19 protein-coding genes are annotated in these 18,984 nt (G+C 65.8%); 14 read left to right on the top strand and 5 right to left on the bottom strand.

The features are described from left to right. Positions 1-39 precede the first annotated feature (39 nt). The 6 genes from I7X18_RS02240 (at position 40) to I7X18_RS02215 (ending at position 6,262) form a co-directional block, all read left to right on the top strand. Positions 40-657: a TetR/AcrR family transcriptional regulator gene (locus I7X18_RS02240; RefSeq protein ID WP_193044760.1), complete on the top strand. Its 618-nt coding sequence runs from the start codon at positions 40-42 to the stop codon at positions 655-657. A 111-nt stretch (positions 658-768) separates the two neighbouring features. After that, the gene (locus I7X18_RS02235) at positions 769-1,893 is read left to right on the top strand and encodes an alpha/beta hydrolase (RefSeq protein ID WP_226862966.1); all 1,125 of its coding nucleotides are present in this window, start codon (positions 769-771) and stop codon (positions 1,891-1,893) included. A gap of 72 nt (positions 1,894-1,965) precedes the next feature. Then, positions 1,966-4,170: an acyl-CoA dehydrogenase family protein gene (locus tag I7X18_RS02230; RefSeq protein ID WP_193044762.1), complete on the top strand. Its 2,205-nt coding sequence runs from the start codon at positions 1,966-1,968 to the stop codon at positions 4,168-4,170. A 100-nt stretch (positions 4,171-4,270) separates the two neighbouring features. Further along, positions 4,271-4,567: a DUF4193 domain-containing protein gene (locus tag I7X18_RS02225; protein WP_193044763.1), complete on the top strand. Its 297-nt coding sequence runs from the start codon at positions 4,271-4,273 to the stop codon at positions 4,565-4,567. A gap of 77 nt (positions 4,568-4,644) precedes the next feature. Next, positions 4,645-5,910, top strand: a complete 1,266-nt coding sequence (locus tag I7X18_RS02220) for an MFS transporter (RefSeq protein ID WP_193045018.1) — start codon at positions 4,645-4,647, stop codon at positions 5,908-5,910. A gap of 109 nt (positions 5,911-6,019) precedes the next feature. Beyond that, positions 6,020-6,262 carry an acyl carrier protein gene (locus I7X18_RS02215; RefSeq protein ID WP_193044764.1) on the top strand — a complete coding sequence of 81 codons (243 nt, stop codon included), beginning with the start codon at positions 6,020-6,022 and terminating at the stop codon, positions 6,260-6,262. A 196-nt stretch (positions 6,263-6,458) separates the two neighbouring features. Here I7X18_RS02215 and I7X18_RS02210 read toward each other — a convergent pair whose 3' ends face one another. The 3 genes from I7X18_RS02210 to lysA form a co-directional block, all read right to left on the bottom strand. Further along, on the bottom strand, positions 6,459-7,157 hold the full coding sequence (locus I7X18_RS02210) for a type III PLP-dependent enzyme domain-containing protein (protein ID WP_193044765.1): 699 nt from the start codon (positions 7,155-7,157) through the stop codon (positions 6,459-6,461). A 190-nt stretch (positions 7,158-7,347) separates the two neighbouring features. Beyond that, positions 7,348-7,659, bottom strand: coding sequence for a WhiB family transcriptional regulator (locus I7X18_RS02205; protein WP_193044766.1), 312 nt, complete (start codon positions 7,657-7,659; stop codon positions 7,348-7,350). A 26-nt stretch (positions 7,660-7,685) separates the two neighbouring features. Beyond that, positions 7,686-9,092 carry a diaminopimelate decarboxylase gene (gene lysA, locus I7X18_RS02200; protein ID WP_193044767.1) on the bottom strand — a complete coding sequence of 469 codons (1,407 nt, stop codon included), beginning with the start codon at positions 9,090-9,092 and terminating at the stop codon, positions 7,686-7,688. Positions 9,093-9,346: 254 nt separating this feature from the next. Here lysA and I7X18_RS02195 point away from each other — a divergent pair, with 254 nt between their 5' ends. Both I7X18_RS02195 and I7X18_RS02190 read left to right on the top strand, forming a co-directional pair. Then, positions 9,347-10,021 carry a hypothetical protein gene (locus tag I7X18_RS02195; RefSeq protein ID WP_193044768.1) on the top strand — a complete coding sequence of 225 codons (675 nt, stop codon included), beginning with the start codon at positions 9,347-9,349 and terminating at the stop codon, positions 10,019-10,021. Between the two features lie 193 nt (positions 10,022-10,214). After that, on the top strand, positions 10,215-10,736 hold the full coding sequence (locus I7X18_RS02190) for a DUF6611 family protein (RefSeq protein ID WP_193044769.1): 522 nt from the start codon (positions 10,215-10,217) through the stop codon (positions 10,734-10,736). Between the two features lie 21 nt (positions 10,737-10,757). Here I7X18_RS02190 and I7X18_RS02185 read toward each other — a convergent pair whose 3' ends face one another. Then, entirely contained in the window at positions 10,758-12,677 is a 1,920-nt protein-coding gene (locus tag I7X18_RS02185; protein ID WP_232375530.1) for a potassium transporter Kup, read from the bottom strand. A gap of 444 nt (positions 12,678-13,121) precedes the next feature. Between I7X18_RS02185 and I7X18_RS02180 the strand changes: the two genes are divergently transcribed. The 3 genes from I7X18_RS02180 (at position 13,122) to I7X18_RS02170 (ending at position 14,744) form a co-directional block, all read left to right on the top strand. Continuing rightward, on the top strand, positions 13,122-13,325 hold the full coding sequence (locus tag I7X18_RS02180) for a hypothetical protein (RefSeq protein WP_226862967.1): 204 nt from the start codon (positions 13,122-13,124) through the stop codon (positions 13,323-13,325). Between the two features lie 728 nt (positions 13,326-14,053). After that, positions 14,054-14,362, top strand: a complete 309-nt coding sequence (locus I7X18_RS02175) for a hypothetical protein (protein WP_193044771.1) — start codon at positions 14,054-14,056, stop codon at positions 14,360-14,362. Between the two features lie 52 nt (positions 14,363-14,414). Further along, positions 14,415-14,744, top strand: a complete 330-nt coding sequence (locus I7X18_RS02170) for a hypothetical protein (protein ID WP_193044772.1) — start codon at positions 14,415-14,417, stop codon at positions 14,742-14,744. Between the two features lie 26 nt (positions 14,745-14,770). Here the strand turns inward: I7X18_RS02170 and I7X18_RS02165 are convergent, their stop codons facing one another. Further along, positions 14,771-16,321: an acetolactate synthase large subunit gene (locus tag I7X18_RS02165; protein ID WP_193044773.1), complete on the bottom strand. Its 1,551-nt coding sequence runs from the start codon at positions 16,319-16,321 to the stop codon at positions 14,771-14,773. A gap of 489 nt (positions 16,322-16,810) precedes the next feature. Between I7X18_RS02165 and I7X18_RS02160 the strand changes: the two genes are divergently transcribed. The 3 genes from I7X18_RS02160 to I7X18_RS02150 all read left to right on the top strand — a co-directional run bounded on the left by I7X18_RS02160 (position 16,811) and on the right by I7X18_RS02150 (position 18,759). After that, positions 16,811-17,572: an SDR family oxidoreductase gene (locus I7X18_RS02160; RefSeq protein WP_193044774.1), complete on the top strand. Its 762-nt coding sequence runs from the start codon at positions 16,811-16,813 to the stop codon at positions 17,570-17,572. 208 nt (positions 17,573-17,780) lie between these two features. After that, positions 17,781-18,155: a DUF1097 domain-containing protein gene (locus tag I7X18_RS02155; RefSeq protein ID WP_408632900.1), complete on the top strand. Its 375-nt coding sequence runs from the start codon at positions 17,781-17,783 to the stop codon at positions 18,153-18,155. A gap of 250 nt (positions 18,156-18,405) precedes the next feature. Further along, complete coding sequence (locus tag I7X18_RS02150) at positions 18,406-18,759, top strand: aldehyde dehydrogenase family protein (protein ID WP_193045020.1); 354 nt, start codon at positions 18,406-18,408, stop codon at positions 18,757-18,759. The last annotated feature ends 225 nt before the right edge of the window (positions 18,760-18,984 follow it).

Here is an 18,984-nt window from a genome sequence, read left to right as displayed (position 1 = left end):
ATTTTCTCCCGCCACGTCGACGGGTGTCAAGATGGACGCATGGGACAGGTCCGCCCCTACCGCGGCGTCGAGGCTCCGGAGCGCCTCGCGCAGCGCAGGCAGCGCTTCCTCGAAGGGGGCCTGGACCTGCTCGGATCCCCCGGACACGACCTCGCCGACCTCACGGTCCGGGCGATCTGCCGGCAGGCCGGGGTGGCGGTCCGGTACTTCTACGAGAGCTTCACCGACAAGGACGACTTCGTCGCGTCGGTGTTCGACTGGGTGATCAACGGCATCGCCACGACGACACAGGCCGCTGCGGCCGCCGCACCGCCGCGCGCACAGAGCCGTGCGGTGATGACCGACATCGTCCGCACCATCTCCGAAGACCCCAGGATCGGCCGGTTGCTGTTCAGCTCACACCTGTCCAACGCCGTCGTCACGCGCAAACGCGCCGAGTCCGGCGCACTGTTCGCGATGCTGTCCGGCAGGCATGCCAGCGCCGCACTCCGGCAGTCCGAGAACGACCGGATCAAAGCCGCCGCCCACTTCGCCGTGGGTGGCGTCGGGCAGACCATCAGCGCGTGGCTGGCCGGCGACGTGGCGCTCGCGCCAGAGCAGCTCGTCGACCAGCTCACCGTCATGATCGACCAACTCGCCGATCCGCGCCTGTACTGACACCCTGTGCGCCACAGCTATTTTCGCGCAACCCGCTGCCAACGGGGCGGCTCGACTCTACGATCGGTCGATCGGCGCCTCGAGCGAGAGGATCCAGTGACCAGAAGTTCGATGTCGAAAACGCCCGGCGTCACAAGGGAATTCGTCGGGCTGAACTCTCCGGCCGCCCTGCGGGCGGGCTCGGGCGGCCATCCCTGCCAGGGCATCTACCACCGCGGGATGGGCCGCAGGCCCAAGGTCGCGATCATCGCCGCGCACTACCAGATCGACTTCTCCGAGCACTATCTCGCCGACTACATGGCCACCCGCGGGATCGGGTTCCTCGGTTGGAACACCCGCTTCCGCGGATTCGAGAGCAGTTTCCTGCTCGATCACGCACTCGTGGACATCGGCGTGGGTGTGCGCTGGCTGCACGAGGTGCAGAACATCGAAACCGTGATCCTGCTGGGCAATTCCGGAGGCGGCTCGTTGATGGCCGCCTATCAGGCACAGGCGTGCGACAAGCATGTCGCCCCGCTCGACGGGATGCGGCCGGCGGCCGGCCTGGGTGACCTGCTGCCCGCGGACGGTTACATCGCGAGCGCCGCTCATCCCGGCCGGCCGGACGTGCTGACCGCGTGGATGGACGCCTCGGTGGTCGACGAGGCGGATCCGCTGGCGAGCGATCCCGGGCTCGACCCGTTCGACGAGCGCAACGGGCCGCCCTACTCCCCTGAATTCGTGGATTGTTACCGCGCCGCGCAGTTCGCGCGCAACGAGGCGATCACCGACTGGGTGGAATCGGAGTGGACGCGGGTCCGCGCGGCCGGCTTCTCCGACCGGCCGTTCACCGTGCTGCGGACATGGGCGGACCTCCGCATGGTCGATCCCACCTTGGAACCGTCGAACCGCCCGGCGAACACCTGCTACGTCGGCACCCCGGTCAAGGCCAACCGCTCCGCACACGGAATCGCCGCGGCCGCGACGCTGCGCAACTGGCTCGGCATGTGGAGTCTGCGCCACGCTCAGACCCGCGCGGAACCGCATCTCGCGCGCATCAGATGCCCCGCACTGGTGGTCACCGCCGACCAGGACACCGGCGTCTTCCCGTCGGACGCCCGACGCATCCACGAAGCGCTTTCGAGCGAGGACAAGACCAGCGCGTCGATCGACACCGACCACTACTTCACCACCCCGGGTGCCCGCAGCGAGCAGGCCGACCTCATCGCGAAGTGGATCGCCAAACGGTGGCGCTGAGCATCGAGGCCGCCGCGGACGCGAGGTAGCCTGGCTCCCAACCAAACGGTTAATAGGGAAGGCAACGAAGCTATGCCCATTGCGATCACCGAAGAGCACAACGCCCTCGCCGATTCCGTGCGCTCCCTAGTGGCGCGGGTCGCGCCGTCCGAAGTGCTCCACGATGCGCTCGAGAACCCGGTCCCCAACCCACCCCCGTTCTGGAAGGCGGCGGCCGAGCAGGGGCTGCAGGGTGTCCACCTCCCCGAGTCCGCCGGCGGCCAGGGCTTCGGCATCCTCGAACTGGCCATCGTGCTGGCCGAATTCGGCTATGGCGCGGTTCCCGGCCCGTTCGTCCCCTCGGCGATCGCCAGTGCGCTGATCGCCGCCCATGACCCCGACGCCAAAGTGCTCAGCGACCTGGCCTCCGGTGACGTCATCGCCGCCTACGCGATCGATTCCGGCCTGACCGCCACCCGGCACGGGGACGGGTTGGTCGTCCGCGGCGAGGTGCGCGCCGTACCCGCCGCCGCGCAGGCCTCCGTCCTGGTGCTGCCCGTCGCCGGCCTCGACGATGCGAGCAGCGGGGACGAATGGGTGGTCTTCGACGCAGAACAACTGGAGATCGAACCGGTGGCGAGCGTCGACCCGCTGCGGCCCGTCGCCCACGTGCGCGCGAACGCCGTCGAGATCGGTGACGACCGCGTGCTGCGTAGCCTCACCCGTCCGGTGGCCCGGGCGCTGATCGTCACCCTGCTGTCCGCCGAGGCGATCGGCGTGGCGCGGTGGGCAACCGATACGGCGGCCGCCTACGCCAAGATCCGCGAACAGTTCGGCAGGCCGATCGGCCAGTTCCAGGCCATCAAACACAAGTGCGCCGACATGATCGCCCAGACCGAGCGGGCCACGGCCGCAGTGTGGGATGCCGCGCGCGCCCTCGACGGGACCCGCGAAAACGGTTCAGCGGATTCACATTTCGAGTTCGCCGCCGCCGTCGCCGCGACGCTCGCCCCGACCGCTGCGCAGTATTGCGTCCAGGAGTGCATCCAGGTGCACGGCGGCATCGGCTTCACCTGGGAGCACGACACCAACGTCTACTACCGCCGCGCGCTGGTGCTCGCCGCCGCCTTCGGCCGCCGATCGGATTACCCGCAGCACGTGGTCGACACGGCGACCACCACGGGTATGCGCCCGATCAACATCGACCTCGACCCCGACACCGAGAAGCTGCGCGAGGAGATCCGCGCCGAGGTCGCCGGGCTCAAGGCGCTGCCGCGCGAGGACCGCACCGTCGCGATCGCCGAGGGCGGCTGGGTGGTGCCGCACCTGCCCAAGCCGTGGGGACGTGGCGCCGGTCCGGTGGAGCAGATCCTCATCGCCCAGGAGTTCGCGTCCGGGCGGGTCAAGCGCCCGCAGATGGGGATCGCGGCCTGGCTGATCCCCTCGATCGTGGCGTTCGGCACCGACGAGCAGAAGCAGCGGTTCCTGCCGCCCACCTTCCGCGGCGAGATGATCTGGTGCCAGTTGTTCTCCGAGCCGGGAGCCGGATCCGATCTGGCGAGCCTGACCACCAAGGCCACCAAGGTCGACGGCGGCTGGCGCATCACCGGCCAGAAGATCTGGACCACCGGCGCGCAGTACTCCCAGTGGGGTGCGCTGCTCGCACGCACCGACGCCAGCGCGCCGAAGCACAATGGCATCACGTACTTCCTGCTCGATATGAACAGCGAAGGCGTCGAGGTCAAACCGCTGCGCGAGCTGACCGGCAACGCGATGTTCAACACGGTGTTCATCGACGACGTGTTCATCCCCGACGAACTCGTCCTCGGTGAGGTCAACCGCGGCTGGGAGGTCAGCCGCAACACTCTGACCAACGAGCGGGTGTCGATCGGCAGCAGCGAGCCACCGTTCCTGGCCACGCTCGACGGTTTCGTCGGATTCATCCGCGACGGCCACTTCGATCGGATCGGCCAGAACAAGGCCGGGCAGCTGATCGCCGAAGGGCACGCCGCCAAACTGCTCAACCTGCGCTCGACGCTGCTGACGCTGGCCGGCGGGGACGCGATGCCGTCGGCGGCCGTCTCCAAGCTGTTGTCGATGAAGACCGGTCAGGGCTATGCGGAGTTCGCGGTGTCGTCGTTCGGCACCGACGGCGTGCTCGCCGAACCGGATTCCCTGGAGTTCACGTGGGTGGAATACCTGCTCGGCAGCCGCGCGACGACGATCTACGGCGGCACGACGGAGGTCCAATTGAACATCATCGCCGAGCGTTTACTGGGGCTGCCTCGCGATCCGTAATGTGCGACGTGTTTGATGGGTCCGCCAGCCGGGAACAACAGGCGATCAGCGTCCGTTGAGTGCTGTGCCATTCGCCGCTACAACCCAAGAGGCAGTCATCATGACCGTGGACTACGACGCACCGCGCCGCAAGCAAGAAGACCTGGAAACCGACTCGCTCGACGAACTGCCGGTCGGGCGCAGCGATGCCCGCGCAGCAGTCCTCGACCTCGAAGACGCCGACCCGCTGGAGTCCGTCGAACTCCCCGGGGCCGATCTGTCCGGTGAGGAACTCACCGTGCGGGTCATCCCCAAGCAGGCCGACGAGTTCACCTGCACGAGTTGTTTCCTGGTGTTCCACCGCAGCCGGTTGGCCCGCAACGCCGGCGACGCGCTGATCTGCGCCGACTGCGCCTGACGTAGACACCGGCCCCCGGCGGGCCGGCAGCATACGATCACGGCGTGACGACGCGGCACGGCACGGTGCGCAGGGTCATGTGGCGCACCGTCCCGATCCTGATGGCGCTGTACTTCGTCAACTATCTGGACCGCACCAATCTCGGCATCGCCAAGGCCGACATCAGCGCGCACCTGCAGCTGTCGGCCACGATGTTCGGCTTCGCCTCGGGCATCTTCTTCATCGGCTACGTCCTCGTGGAAGTACCGTCCAACCTCGCGCTGCACCGGTTCGGGGCGCGCCGGTGGCTGGCCCGCATCGCGGTGTCCTGGGGGATCGTGGTCGTCGCCATCGGATTCGCGCCGAACGCCCCGACCCTGCTGGCGCTGCGCTTCCTGCTCGGGATGGCCGAGGCCGGGCTGTTCCCCGGCGTGATCTTCTACCTCAGCCGCTGGTTCCCGGGTGCCTACCGGGCCCGGGTCGTCGCGATGTTCATGCTGGCCAGTCCAGTCGCCGCGGCGGTCGGCACACCGGTGGGCGCGTGGCTGATCGACGTCGGCGACGGACTGTTCGGGCTGGCCGGATGGCAGGTCATGATGATCTGCTCGGGTCTCCCGGCGATCGTGCTCGGCGTCGTGTGCTGGTTCTACCTGACCGATCGGCCCGCCGACGCCACCTGGCTGCCCGACGACGAAAAGCGTTGGCTGACAGATGCTCTTGCGGCAGAGGAGCGCGAGGTCAGCAGCCGGTTCGACTTCCCGCTGCGGCGTGCGCTGACCAGCCCGCGGGTCTGGGCGCTCGCGGTGGTGTACTTCGGCGTCGCCTACGGCCTGTATGCGCTGGCGTTCTTCCTGCCGTCCATCATCGCCGGTTTCCGCGAAAGCTTCGGGCTGACGCTGTCCATCGAGCAGGTCGGGCTGATCACCGCGATCCCCTACTCGTTCGCCGCGGTGTCCATGTACCTGTGGTCGCGCCACGCCGACCGCACCGGCGGACACGCCTGGCACGTCGCGATTCCCATGCTGATCGGCGGGCTGGCGATACCGGTCGCGTTGTACCTCGACAGCCCGGTGCTGGTGATGATCCCGGTGACGCTCGCCGCCATGGGGGTGTTCAGCGCGATCCCCAGCTTCTGGGCCCTGCCGTCACGGTTCCTCACCGGTGCCGCCGCGGCCGGTGCGATCGGGCTGATCAACTCCGTCGGCAATCTGGGCGGATTCGCCGCCCCGTACCTGACCGGTGCCCTCGACGATGCGATGGACTCGGCCAGGGCGGGCATGTGGGCGGTCGGGGTGATGATGGTGATCTCCGCGGCGGTCGTGCTCGTCCTACGTACGGCCCCCGACCCGGCCACGAGAAACTAGGCGCCCGGTCGCCGCGCCGGGATGGACGCGTTCACATCGCCTCGTTTACAGATACCGGCGCCGGGTAGTGCCTGCGGTATCCCAGAAAAAACTCGGATCGGAGGAAGACATGGCTACTGGAGAGACCGGCTTCGACGATGTGACGTTCGACTTGATCTCAGTTCAGTACCACTCGCTCAAAGCGGGGCACGACTACGGGCAGTACGTGCGGGACGCACGCAACGCCGGCCTCGACGACATCGCGTCGTTCTTCGAACAGGTGATGTCCGAGGACTCGGCGCGGGCGCGCCAGTGCCACGAATTCCTGGGCAGGATGCAGGGATCCTCGGCCGCGGGTCCCGCCACCAGCTGAATCAACCCGTCGACACCCGGAGCACCGCGGCAGTGTCAACGCGGTGTCATCCGAAGTGGCGCCCGGGGGACTGTTCGTGCGTCGAAGCCACCGTCTCATCCCCTCATCGCCCCGGTCCGGCATTCCCCACAATGATCGACGATTTCTCGTACCGGGTGGAGACGACCACAGAAAACGGTTGGCTGCGGGGCAATACTCAAGCGGCCACGGTGTCCATACCGGCGAGGCGGCCGGGACCCAGGAGGACTTTGGGGCGGTTCAATCGCCACCGATGGCATCCCTCGTCGAGGGCGTCGCGGACTGCGGAGGCGATGAGCGATGTTTCCTCGGCCGACGCGCAGCGCCCCTGGGGCGTCGGACGTCCTGTCAGGGTCAACCGCACCGGACGCAATGCGCAGGAGCGTAGGTAGGCCAGCCTGCAGAGCATCCGCTCAGTGGCGTCTGCCCATTCGATCCGGCCGCTGGAATCATCTACTTCGCAATGTAATCCGATGACCTGTAGTCGGCGGTGAGGTACGGGGACCGGCGCACCGCCGCCTAGATAGATGTACTTGGTGCGGTGGGCGAACTCGGCCAGAAGCGCCGATTCGGCGGCAGTGCACACCACGAACCGCGAGACGCCGGCATTCACCGCACGGCGGATCGTCTCCGGTGTCGAGCCGCACCGCAGGACGACCTGGACCGGACGGATGCTGTTGCGCGCCAGCACCTCCAAATCGTCCTCGTTCTGCGCGAAGACCGAGACGCCGTGCGCTCTCACCCATCGTGCCGCCCCACGGTCGATCAGGTCCGTCGCCGTGACGCCGTACCCCGCCGACGGCAGGACGCGGCGAACAGCCGTCAAAGACGCGCCGAGGTCGACGGCGGTGTCTTCCTGTGCAAGTGCGGTTGTCATGTTTCATACCTACCCCGCTCCGCGCCCTGAGGGGGCTGACCCAACGCAACACTGACGCCGCTGCGGTGAATTTTGACGGCTTCCTGACACCGCACCTGTTTCTGCCCGCGCCGGATCAGGATCAAAGGGACGTCAAGGGCTGCGTGCTCTGTGACAACCAGCTCACCGAGTGATCCGGCTGCGGTGCAACTCATTGCAGGTTCGCTCTTTCACGCGCCGTCATCGCGCCCCACACGCCGTACATTTCCGGGGTGTGCAGCGCATGCTCACGGCAGCTGAGGATCACCGGGCACTCCTGGCATATGTCTTTGGCCCGCTCCTCACGTGACCTCAGACCGTCCCGCCCGCCGCTTTCGGGGAAGAACAGCTCGGCGGGATAGTCCCGGCAGCGCCCGCGCATCTGCCAACTCCACAAGTCCCACAGCGGTCGTGGCAACGCCGGCGAACCACCGTGCTTCAACGCCTCGAGCCGGCTATGCGCGCTCAACGGATGTCCTTTCATTCAGCGGACTGTGTTCGGTGAGGCAGCTACTCGCCATCCAGCAGTGCGGCATATCCGGCCCGCTGACACAGGGCACCGACAGCGCTCTCCACCCATTCGCGGTCGCGCGCCAACAGATCGGCGATGGTCTCGCGGCGAACGAGTCCGGTCGCCCTGCCACGGTCGACACTCACCAGTGGTGGGCGCCCCACCATGTTGTACGTGGAGGCCATGCTGTGGTGATAGGCGCCGGTGCAGGCCACCGCCAGAAGGTCGCCGGGCTTCAAGTCGGACGGCAACTCGACGTCGCGGACGAGTTCGTCGCCGGCTTCGCAATGACGCCCGGCGATGGTCATCAGCTGTGTGGGCGCCGTGGAGCGGCGGTTGGCCACGGTGGCAGTGTATTTCGCGCCGTAGAGCTCGACTCGGGGGTTATCGCTCATGCCACCGTCCACGGCCACAAAGGTCCGCGCGCCCGGCTGGGTCTTGATCCCCAGGACCCGGTACACGGTGACTCCGGCGCGCGCGCTGATGGCGCGGCCGGGCTCCATCACGATCTGCGGCCGCGGGAAGTCGCGCTGCGCGCACGTGGAGTCCACTGCCTCGCCGACCGCCGCCGCCAGCTCGGTGATGTCGAGCTCGGCGTCGGTGTCGACATACGGAACGCCGTGCCCGCCACCCATGTTGAGCTCCTTGAGCAGCAGGTCGTGCTGGTCGCGGATGTCGGCCATTGCCATGATCATTCGACGGGCCGTCTCGCCGTAGAGGGCGGGGTCGGTGACCTGGGAGCCGATATGGCAGTGCAAGGCGACGAGCGAGAGCGCGGGCTCGGCAAGTACGCGGGTCACCGCCTCGGTGGCCTGGGCGCTTCCAAGCGGGAATCCGAACTTCTGGTCGGTGATGCCCGTGGTCACCGCTGCGTGCCCGTGGATGTCGACACCGGGTGTCACGCGGATCAGCACCGACTGGGGTCGACGGGCGATGCGGGAAAGATGATCGATCTCGGTCAGGGAGTCGATGACGATGCGTCCCACACCCGCGGTCACGGCGCCACGAAGATCATCGAAAGACTTGGCGTTGCCGTGGACGATGATGCGGGCGGGGTCCACGCCCCCGGCGAGCGCCACCGTCAACTCGCCGCTGGAGCACACATCGACGCCGATGTGCTCCTCAGCAGCCCACCGTGCCACCGCGGTGGTCAGAAGGGCTTTGCCCGCGTACACCAGCTCGACGTCGGGCAGAGCCTGGCGGTAGCTGCGGACCCGATGCCGGAAATCAGCTTCGTCGAGCACATAAGCCGGCGTCCCGAACCTGCCGGCTATCTCGGTCAGCGCAACGCCGCCTACGCACAACCGCCCCGACGCGTCGAGGTCGGCCGTGAGCGGCCAAATCGGTGTGGAGAGCTTCGGGTCGGGGAGCACAGCGTCGTGCCTTTCGCAGTCAAGGGAGGTCATACTCCTCACCTTGCGGGCAGTGAGGCGCGAAACCCACTGTCTTGACGCCACGTTGACGGTGATGGTCCGCATTTTGACGCATTGCCACCGGTCTGTCGCGGTGGAGACGTCTCCGGATTGGCGGCTCGATCCGCTTCTGTCGGAGGCCGTCCGAACGGGCGTGCCCATCAACATCGCGCAAAGATTCACCCCGACGATGTAGGGGGTACGTATGGACCCGGTCAGCGCGCCACTTTTCCCGTACACCTGAACGCATGACACTTGCTTTGCAGACCGATGAGGAACCTCCATCACCGACCTCCCGCGCGCTGACACCACGAGCCTTCGTCAACGCCGGTTGCAGCGTCCCCGCTGCCGCGCTGACCGATCGGGAGCTGGCGGGCTGGGTTCGCTCCCGTAGTGTCTCGGTCACCGCACGAGACGACCACGACCTCGACCTGGTGCAGTACCACAACATCCGGGCCGTCCAAGTGGTGTACCGGTGCGGGACGGCCACGACTGCCCTCCGCCGCGCCGTGGCACTCGGCGTCTCCCGATTCGTCGTCAGCACACCACAACACATGGCTCGGATCGCCGAAAGCGCACCCAGCACGAGGTACCTCTACCTTGACGACCAGGCGCCGCTCATGCTGGGCGACAAGCGCCTGAAGGTCATCGGCTTGCACACCGAGGTCACCGATCCTGAGAGCGCTGCCGAATGGGCCTGTGCAGCGCAGCGTCTGATAGGCCGTTCGGCGGTTCTGAAAGCCTGCGGGTCGACCGTCAAACGGATCGCCCTCAGCGGCGGGTCGACACAGTTGTGGCTGGCTCCTGACGCCTCGCACGCGAGCAGAATCGTCGGCGCTGTCGATCAAGCGGTACGGGACGAGTGTCAGCACTGGCAGCTGACCCGCCCAGCCGTGACACTGGCGGCCTTGACCGCTGTGTGAGCCACCGCTGTACCCAGGTGGTGGATCGCACGCCCGGGGTGCGAACGTCCCGGGCGTGGAAAAGAACTCGCAAAATTGTGGCTACCCGCCATCAAGAAGGCGTATGAACCCGGTGGATTGAGTCCGCGGACCGGTAGACCTGACTGCTGTGGGTACAGTGGCATCTCTCCGCAGGACGTGGCGACGGCAATCGATGACGCTTCTCGACGGCCACTTTCCCTGGGGTGCAGTCATTTCCACACCCTTGCGCTACGGCGCCACCCAGCGACAATTGATCGTCTATCCGCCAGGCATCACGAAGACGGACCGGCGGTGGCTACGACTATGGCGCGGATTCGCCATCTGGGGTGGACCGCTGTGGTTCGCACTGCAGGTGTGCCTGTTCCACGTGATGGCTCCGTGGCACGCTATCGCCGCCGCCGTCGGCGTCTGTTCCGCCGCGGGCGCTACCGCCTTTGTGATGGCCGCAGCCACTCGGGGCCGGGTGCGCACCCTGACGGCCTGCGTGTTCGCCGCGGGGGCCGATCCCGACTCGGCGAAAGATCAACGCCGGCTGCGGTTGTTCGCGACAACGCTGCTCGCCGCCCACGTCCACCACAGCCGCGGTGAGCTGTCCGCAGTGGAGTACGAGATGCTCTGGTGGCACGTCTACGACGCCATGGCACCGGAGTCCGGCCCACCTCGCAACCCTCGGACCGCATCTCAGCAGGACTGAAGTGACACAGCGGGTGCCGACTCAGAAGTGCAACCGCGAGCCGACGATGACGGTGCGCTCTGGTGGCAGGTTGAAGTATCCCGCCACATCCGCTGTCATCAGCGACGTCGCGACGAACAGTCGTTTACGCCACGCCCCCATGTCGCCGTCGCCGTCGGGAATGAGTTCCACGTGTGACAGGAAGTAGGATGCGGCGCCCAAGTCGATCCCACCCTCGGCGGCATCGTCGGGCACGAGCGTCAGCGCGGCGGGGATGTCGGGGCGCTGCATGTAGCCGGTGTTCACCGTGACATGGAGGACGCCGTCGTCTCGGTAGCCGAGGTTGTCCACCGTCACCCGCTGTGCGTCGGGCACCCTGGGTACCGGCATGGTCTCGACAGCGACGATGACGACGTGTGCGTGGAGGACATGGTTGTGTTCGACATTTGCCCGCATCGCCAGCGGAGTGGTGTCATCACCGCGGTTGAGGAATACCGCGGTGCCCGGGAGGCGGACCGGACCTGGGCGTTGCCGGCCCAGGTCGTCGATGAACGGCCGCAGCGGCCCTTCGATCTTACGACGCGCGGTGGTCACCAGATGCCGGCCTCGCTGCCAGGTGGTCATCACTGTGAATGCCACGACGGCGATGACGAGCGGGAGCCAGGCGCCGTGCACGAGTTTGGTCAGATTCGCGGTCAGGAACAACAGGTCGACCGTCAACAGCACCGCACCACCTGCGAGCATCGCCCACAGTGGCCACTTCCATTGCTGTCGTGCGTAATACAGGAACAGCAGGGTGGTGATGGTGATGGTGCCGATTACCGCCATGCCGAATGCGTAGGCCAGGGCGGCCGAGGTTTCGAAGGCGAACACGAGCGTCAGCACCGACACCATGAGCACCCAGTTGATCCATGGTACGTAGATCTGTCCGATCGTGGAGGCTGAGGTGTGCGTGATGCGCAGTCGGGGAAGATAACCGAGCTGCACAGCTTGCGAGACCACCGAGAAGGCACCGGTGATCACGGCCTGCGAGGCGATCACCGTGGCTGCTGTTGCCAGCGCGACCATGGGGATTCGTGCCCATTCCGGAGTGAGCAGGAAGAACGGTGCGCTGCGGGCATCGTGGTCGGTCAGCAGCAGCGCACCCTGTCCGAAGTAGCTCAATGTGCAGGCGGGCAGCACCAACCCCAGCCATCCGACGGTGATGGCGCGGCGACCGAAATGGCCCATGTCGGCGTAAAGGGCTTCGGCGCCGGTCACCGCCAGGACGATGGCCGCCAACGCGAAGAAGGCGATGTGGAAGTGGTTGGTCATGAACGCGATTGCGTACGTCGGTGATATCGCGGCAAGGATCCCGGGGTTGGTAAGGATTCCGCCCACGCCACACGCGCCGATCGCGGCGAACCAGGCGATCATCACGGGCCCGAAGAATTTGCCGACGAGGGCGGTTCCGTGCCGTTGCACAGTGAACAGCGCGACGATGATGACGGCGGTTATCGGCACGATCCAGGTCTCGAGTCCAGGCTCGATGGTCTTGAGGCCTTCGACCGCTGAAAGCACCGAGATGGCCGGGGTGATCATCGAGTCGCCGAAGAATAGCGCCGCGCCGAACAGGCCGAGCGCGGCCAGAATCATCGCGGTGCGATGCCCGCGGGGGCTGGCGCCGCGCCGCAGGAGGGTGATCAGGGCCATGATGCCGCCCTCGCCGTGGTTGTCGGCGCGCATGACCAACGTGACATAGGTGAGGGTGACGATCGCCATCACCGACCAGAAGATCAGTGAGATCACACCGTAGACGTTGGCTTCGTTCAACGGCACCGGGTGGGGATCGGCGGGGTTGAACACGGTCTGGATGGTGTAGATAGGGCTGGTGCCGATATCGCCGAATACCACCCCGAGAGCGCCGACGATGATCGCCAACCGCAACGGGTGAGCCGTCGTCCGACCGGAGGTCGCCGTCACCTCACCGACTGATCGAGTGTTCACAGACACCCGTCTTCTGTCGGTTGAGACGACACGCTGACCGGATCACTGGAATCGACGCCGACGCCACGCAGCGCTAGCAACACAGGGCTCATGACACCAATCTCAGCGGATGGACATCGCCGATAGCGAGCGTCTTGACGAAATCTATGCGCGTATCGGCATAATCGCCGCGGATGCTCCCGCCCCGTGTCGTCGCGGGTAGCGACACGTGACCAGGTGCCTCTGTGTAGGTAGCCTCATCTCACACCGTGCCATCTCTCTAGTGGGAGACCTCTTGCACCTCCTCCATGTCGCCTCGACTCGACGCGAGGCCCCTGAACGTGAACAGTTTTGACGACGGACTCGAGCGTTCCGACACCACCACCGCGTAACGGTGCGGGACGCACTGCCCTGACTCTCGGCATAGTCGCAATCACGTTCGTGTTCGTCCCGGTCCTAGGCGATTTCGTCGCCATTCCGGCCGCAATCGCGGCTGTTATCGCCGGTCTCATCGGTTTCAACCGCGCTGACCAAGGGCACGCCACCAACGGGCGCGACGCGGTGAACGGCGGCAGCCTCGGCGTGCTGGCACTGCTGATAACGCTGCTCGTTTTCGCAACCGTGTACGGCGCCGAGGTGGAATGAGCTCCGAGGTGGTCATGAAGGCGCTAGTGGATGTCAGTTCGCTATCCATGCTGTACGCCAACCACTTTGGCGAACTTCGCGACCACCGCGGACAGGTCTCCACTTGGTGATAACCGCCTTTGGCGGTCGGGTCACCCCCGATGGCGCGACCTCCGTCGGGTGTCCACGATCTCGCGAAAGGGCCGGGCATGGATGGGGCACAGAGCGCCCTGAGTTGTCGGAAACCAACCGAAGTCGACAAGTAGCTCGTTGATGTTGTTCTTGACGACCGCAGCACTCGCCATGGAGGGAGGGTTGAAGGTACGCGACGCACTACAGCGCAGACACTGTATGCGGACCTGCTGCAACTGCGCTTCAGTCAACATGGACTCCTTTATGAGGGTGCGGGACTTCGCGCCACCCGGTCGCGATTCACCCCGCTTCGGGCGTCATCGCCCCGAACGAGACGGGTCGCGTGCGAGAGTCACGGCGCGTGTTGCTCGGCCATCGCCAAAGACCAAAGGTCAAGAGTGGCTCTCAGTTTGGGGTGGCCGGCTCGGACCGTAGCGGTCTCCATGCTCTCCTACACAAGCAAAAGTGTCATCTCGACAATCCGGATCTGAACGAAATCCTTACGCAGGCCACGGGGGCCGTCGAGTGCTCAGGCCCGCAGTGTGTACATGCGGCTCGAATTTCACGAGTGCCGTCTCGACAGTTTCCCCCGGGTGCTCCCCGGGAAACCGGTGCCCATGACCGACGACGTCGAGAAGCGCTGGCGCGATCCGCAGGCTTTCCGCGCCGCCGTCACCTACGTCGTCGCGGTAGTCGCGGTGGCGGCTGTGTGCTTCGCGTTCTATGCGATACCCGCCGACCATTCCGTCATCGCGGCGGTGCTCGTCCCGGTGGTGCTGTTCGCCGGCGGGGTCGGCGCGTTCATCCAGACCTACCGCGTCTGGAAAGCACGTGGCACGTGGCCGATCTGGCACGGCGCGGGATGGTTCCTGTTCACGCTGTTCCTGGTGTGCCTGTCGGTACCGGGGTCGGCGATGACGGGTTGAGGAGCTACAGATGCTTTCGGGTCAGGTATGTGCATCGTTCTTGCTAGGTTCCATGGGACGGCAGCGCTGTGATCGCACGGAACTGAACTACCACCGCACCGCCGAGCGGCTGTTCATCGCCAGCCCGCGTTATCGACTGCGATCAAGCAGCTCGAACACCTCGTCGGTGTGCGCCCTGTTCACCCGCAGCACCCGCGAGGTCGCGCTGACCGACGTCGGCGCCCTCGGTGGCCTCGCCACGCTGACCGGGCGGACGGAACCGCATCCGGCTTGGGTACTCCTGGGCACCGGCGCCGATCTGCTCTACCGGCTCGTGCGCCACAAGGATGCGGCTCCCGTCCGACCCCTGATGCCCGTTCCGTGCGCCCAACTACGTCGCTGAACATGTCGTCGGCGCACGCCACTTGTTCAGCTGGGTCCAGCGATCTTCGCGTGGATGAGATGCGGTCCAGGTGATCGGAGGGCGGCCTCGAACTGCCGGCCGAGATCGCTTGTCGTGTCGGCGCGTGTCGCGGGAACGCCCATACCGGTGGCGATGGCGACGAAGTCGATGGATGGCTCACTGAACTCCGTCAGGGCTCGACTCCGAGATTGGAGTCCGCCGATTCGGGCCGTCTCACGATCGATCGAGGCGTACCCGGCGTTGTCGCGGATCACGATCGTGACATTGACGCGCTCGCGGGCCATCGTCCACAGTGCCGTGAGGGTGAACATGGCGCTGCCATCGGCCTGCAGTGCAACAACCGGGCGATCCGGGGCGGCGAGTGCTGCCCCCAGGGCCACCGGCAGACCCTGACCGATCGCCAGGCCAGACAATCCGAGCGCGTCGTGGCGCGCCGCGGCGGGAGCAATGTTGGCGAACGCACCAGCCATGGTCACAGCCTCGTCAGAAACGATGGCGCCCTGTGGCAGCAGCCGTGCGACCACAGGCGCCCAGTTGTGGGGATTGAGCGCTGCACGTTCTTCCTCAGGTAGCGGTACGTACTCGACCTCGTCGGACGCCTCGGAGGCGACAAGGGCGGCCAGCGATTCGAGCGCGGCCGTGCCATCTTCCTCCACGCCCGCGAGCCGGTGCAGTCGGTCGAGCCGCAGGGGCAGGCTCGGTTCGCCCGGGTAGGCGAAGAACGTGGCGGGTATGCGGGCGCCAACCAAGATCACCTGATCGACTCCCTCAAGCTGGCGTGCCGAGTCGGCCGGAAAATAGCCGAGTCGTTCGAATGACGGAATGCCGCGGCCCTGCACGATGTGAGCGGGGAATGTGTCGACGAGGACCACAGCGCCTGTCGCAACGTGGATCCGGTGCGCGGCGCGAAGTGCTGCCTCGTCGCGGGCTGGCCGACCGACGACGATGGCCGTCCGGGGTCCGGCGGCGAGTAGCCCCGCGGCGTGATGCACGCGGTCGGCGGCTGGTGCCGCCGACGCGGCTGCAATCTGGGGGGTCTCGCCTTCCGCGTCACGCACTGCCGACCACGCGATGTCGGCCGGAACAATCAGCGCCGCAATGCTTTGCCCCTCAACGGCCGCGCGGAAGGCATCCGCGGCGTCCGAACCGAGGGACGAGCCGCCGCCGACGCGCCGCGTCCATCCCTGAGTCCAGCGGGCCAACGCGAGTACGTCGGACTGCAGGGGTGTGTCGAAGCGAGCGTGTGCATCCGGGTGGTCGCCAACGATGTTGATCATAGGTGTCCCGGCGCGGCGGGCATTGTGCAAGTTGGCCAGCCCGTTGGCTAAACCCGGGCCCAGGTGCAGCAACGTCGCCGCCGGGGTACGCATGACCCGCGCCCATCCGTCGGCGGCGCCGGTCGCAACTCCCTCGAACAGACAGAGCACTGGCCGAAGTCGAGGCTCACCCTCCAAGGCCGCCAAGTAGTGAATTTCAGTTGTGCCAGCGTTGGCAAACAGTGTCCGCACTCCGGAATCAGCAATCAGCCTTAACAATTCAGCGGCATACGTATGCATCAGGACACCTTCGACATTGACTAGTCGCCATTACGCGGACCATCCCCGCGCCACCAACCGAACTGCCGTTTCCGCCGGTTGAACACACAAGCGATTCGTTGGGATGCCCGACGTGCCACCCCCGGCGTGGCACTCGCTAGCTTACGTTGCCCCCGCTGGCTGTGCCCTGTTTGCGCTGTCGTGGTCGCAATCGCACTTGGCGAATACTGTGCTGCCAGAGGAGGAAAGCTAGTCGCGCTTCGACTGTCACCACAAGGCCCCCTTGGCGCGACACTGTCGGTGCCCTCACCATCGCCGGCGCACCGCCCGAGGACAGCCGACCGCTGTTCCCGCAAACTCCTCGTCTGGACACTCAGCATGATCATCATCGCCCCGCTGATCGCCGATCTGTTCTTCGTAATCCCTTGACCAAGAACGCACCGCTATTCCCGCCAACCAGGGTGGAGCCCTCCCTGGCACTCGCCGATTTAGCACAGGAGTATCGATCACATGACAACCACAACCTCACCAAAAGCCGCAGCGCAGCAACGCGTCGCGATCGTCACCGGTGGTTCCCGCGGGATTGGCCGCGCGATATCGCTGAAACTGGCCGCGGACGGCTTCGCTGTCGTCGTCAACTTCGCCGGCGACACCGCCGCGGCTGATGAGACCGTCGAATCGATCACCGCACGTGGCGGTCAGGCCATGGCCGTTGCCGCTGATGTCGCCGACGAGGCCGCCGTAGCAGTGCTCTTCGACCGCACAGAAGCGCAGTACGGTGGCGTCGACGTCGTCGTCAACTCAGCCGGTCGGATGGTGTTGTCTCCCATCGTCGATCTCGATCTCGATGTCCTCGATCAGCTGCATCGAACCAACATCCGCCGCACGTTTGTCATGGCCCAGCAGGCCGCGCGTCGCCTACGAGCCGGCGGCTCTTTCGTCGGCATGTCGACCTCCGTCGTCGGCTCGCAACTTCCCACCTACGGAGCCTACGCAGCGAGCAAGGGCGCCGTGGAGGCCTTCACCATGATCCTGGCGCGCGAGTTACGCGGCAGGGACATCACCGTCAACACCGTCGCCCCCGGCCCCACCGCCACGTCACTGTTCCTGGACGGAAAGACCGAAGAACAGATCGACACACTGGCGAAAGTTCCTCCGCTGCAACGCCTCGGAACTCCGGAAGACATCGCCCACGTTGTTGCATTCCTCGCCAGCCCTGGAGGCCATTGGATCAACGGCCAGATCCTGCGCGCCAACGGCGGCATGGTCTGACTCCAACTTCACTTTCATCAAACACCGAAACCCCGTGTAACGCCCCTCCTCGAAAGGAAACAAGACCATGAGTGCTGCCATCCGACCGCCGGCCCCATCCGGTACGCGACCATCTGTGAAGCAGTTCGCTGCCTACACACTGCTCTCCGCCGCCGTAGCCGCGGCCGCCTCCACTGTCAGCACCGCACTGGCTTTCGAGGTTTGGGTCATGTTCGCCGGATTCATCGCCTGGTTCACCCGTCCGTCATCGGTCCGCGACGGCCTGTCCGCCTTGGCCTGCATGTGGCTGGGCATCGGGCTGGGTGCAGCCGCATACTGGTCCATGCACAACCTGACGCCTACTCTCGGTGCACTCGCGGTGCCGATTGTCGTGTTCTTGGTAGCACTCCTCATTGTGGGACTGCGCACCACCGCGTTCGTGAACAACATGCTGGCATGGTTCTTGGGCTTGGTCACCTTCTTCGCAGCGCACATCGAGATCGCCCCCGCACCAATACTCGAACTCGTCGCAGCATCAGCGATCGGCGGCCTGGCCGCGTGGGCGAGCGTAACTGTGACCCACCGCTTCGCACCAGCACACTAGAAATGCATGCTTCCTCACCGCTAGCCGATAAAGGATGCCGCGATCGCTGGAGGTGCAAGACCGCGCTTTCGACATCAAGCCGAAATGATTTGCACAACAGTACTACTCGAGTCCGTCATCTGCTGAACGACCAACCACGCTTCCTCATCGATGGCGAACTGATGGCGTCTTCCAACGGTGCAACTTTTCCAGTCTTCAACCCCTACACCGCAATGCAAATCGTCGACGTGCCCGACGGCAGTGCTCGAGGCTGTCGACGACGGAGCACCGATCTCCGCCATCGCGGCGGACGTACAACTTCTCCTCGAGCATCTGCACTACTTCGCTGGCTCGCGTTCCGTTCAACCACCCGATCATGTTCGCCGCCAGCAAGATAGCGGCTCCGCTGGTGGCCGGCAACACGGTAATGTTGAAACTAGCTGAGGCAACGCCCGCGCTCGAGTTCGGCAAGATCGCCAACACGGGGCTGCCGCCGGGCGCGTTGGGCCTCGTCGCCGGTGATGGCTGCCCGGACCGCGAGAAGTTCATGAATCGGTGGGCCAGGTTGTCGAGATGCATTGCGGCCGCGCGTACCTGTCTCCGCTCGGCCCCGCAGCAGTGCTAGGCACCATCGTCAATCGGTCCAGCACGACCGTATCCTGAGCTTCATCTCTGACGCCGCCTCAGAAGGTGCCCACGTACTGACCGGCGACGGAAACTCTTTCGGCGTCGAACGAGGGCTATTCATCTCATCGAACCCACCGTCCTGAGCTCGATATAGGCAAACCACCGCATCGCAGGACAGGAAGTCTTCGGCCCGGTGCTTTCAGTGGTGGTTTCAGTGCTGCGC

The organism is Mycolicibacterium baixiangningiae (assembly GCF_016313185.1).
Taxonomy (GTDB): Bacteria; Actinomycetota; Actinomycetes; order Mycobacteriales; family Mycobacteriaceae; genus Mycobacterium; species Mycobacterium baixiangningiae.
The sequence above is the reverse complement of the archived record's forward strand: the minus strand, read 5'-3'. Positions and strand labels throughout refer to the sequence as shown.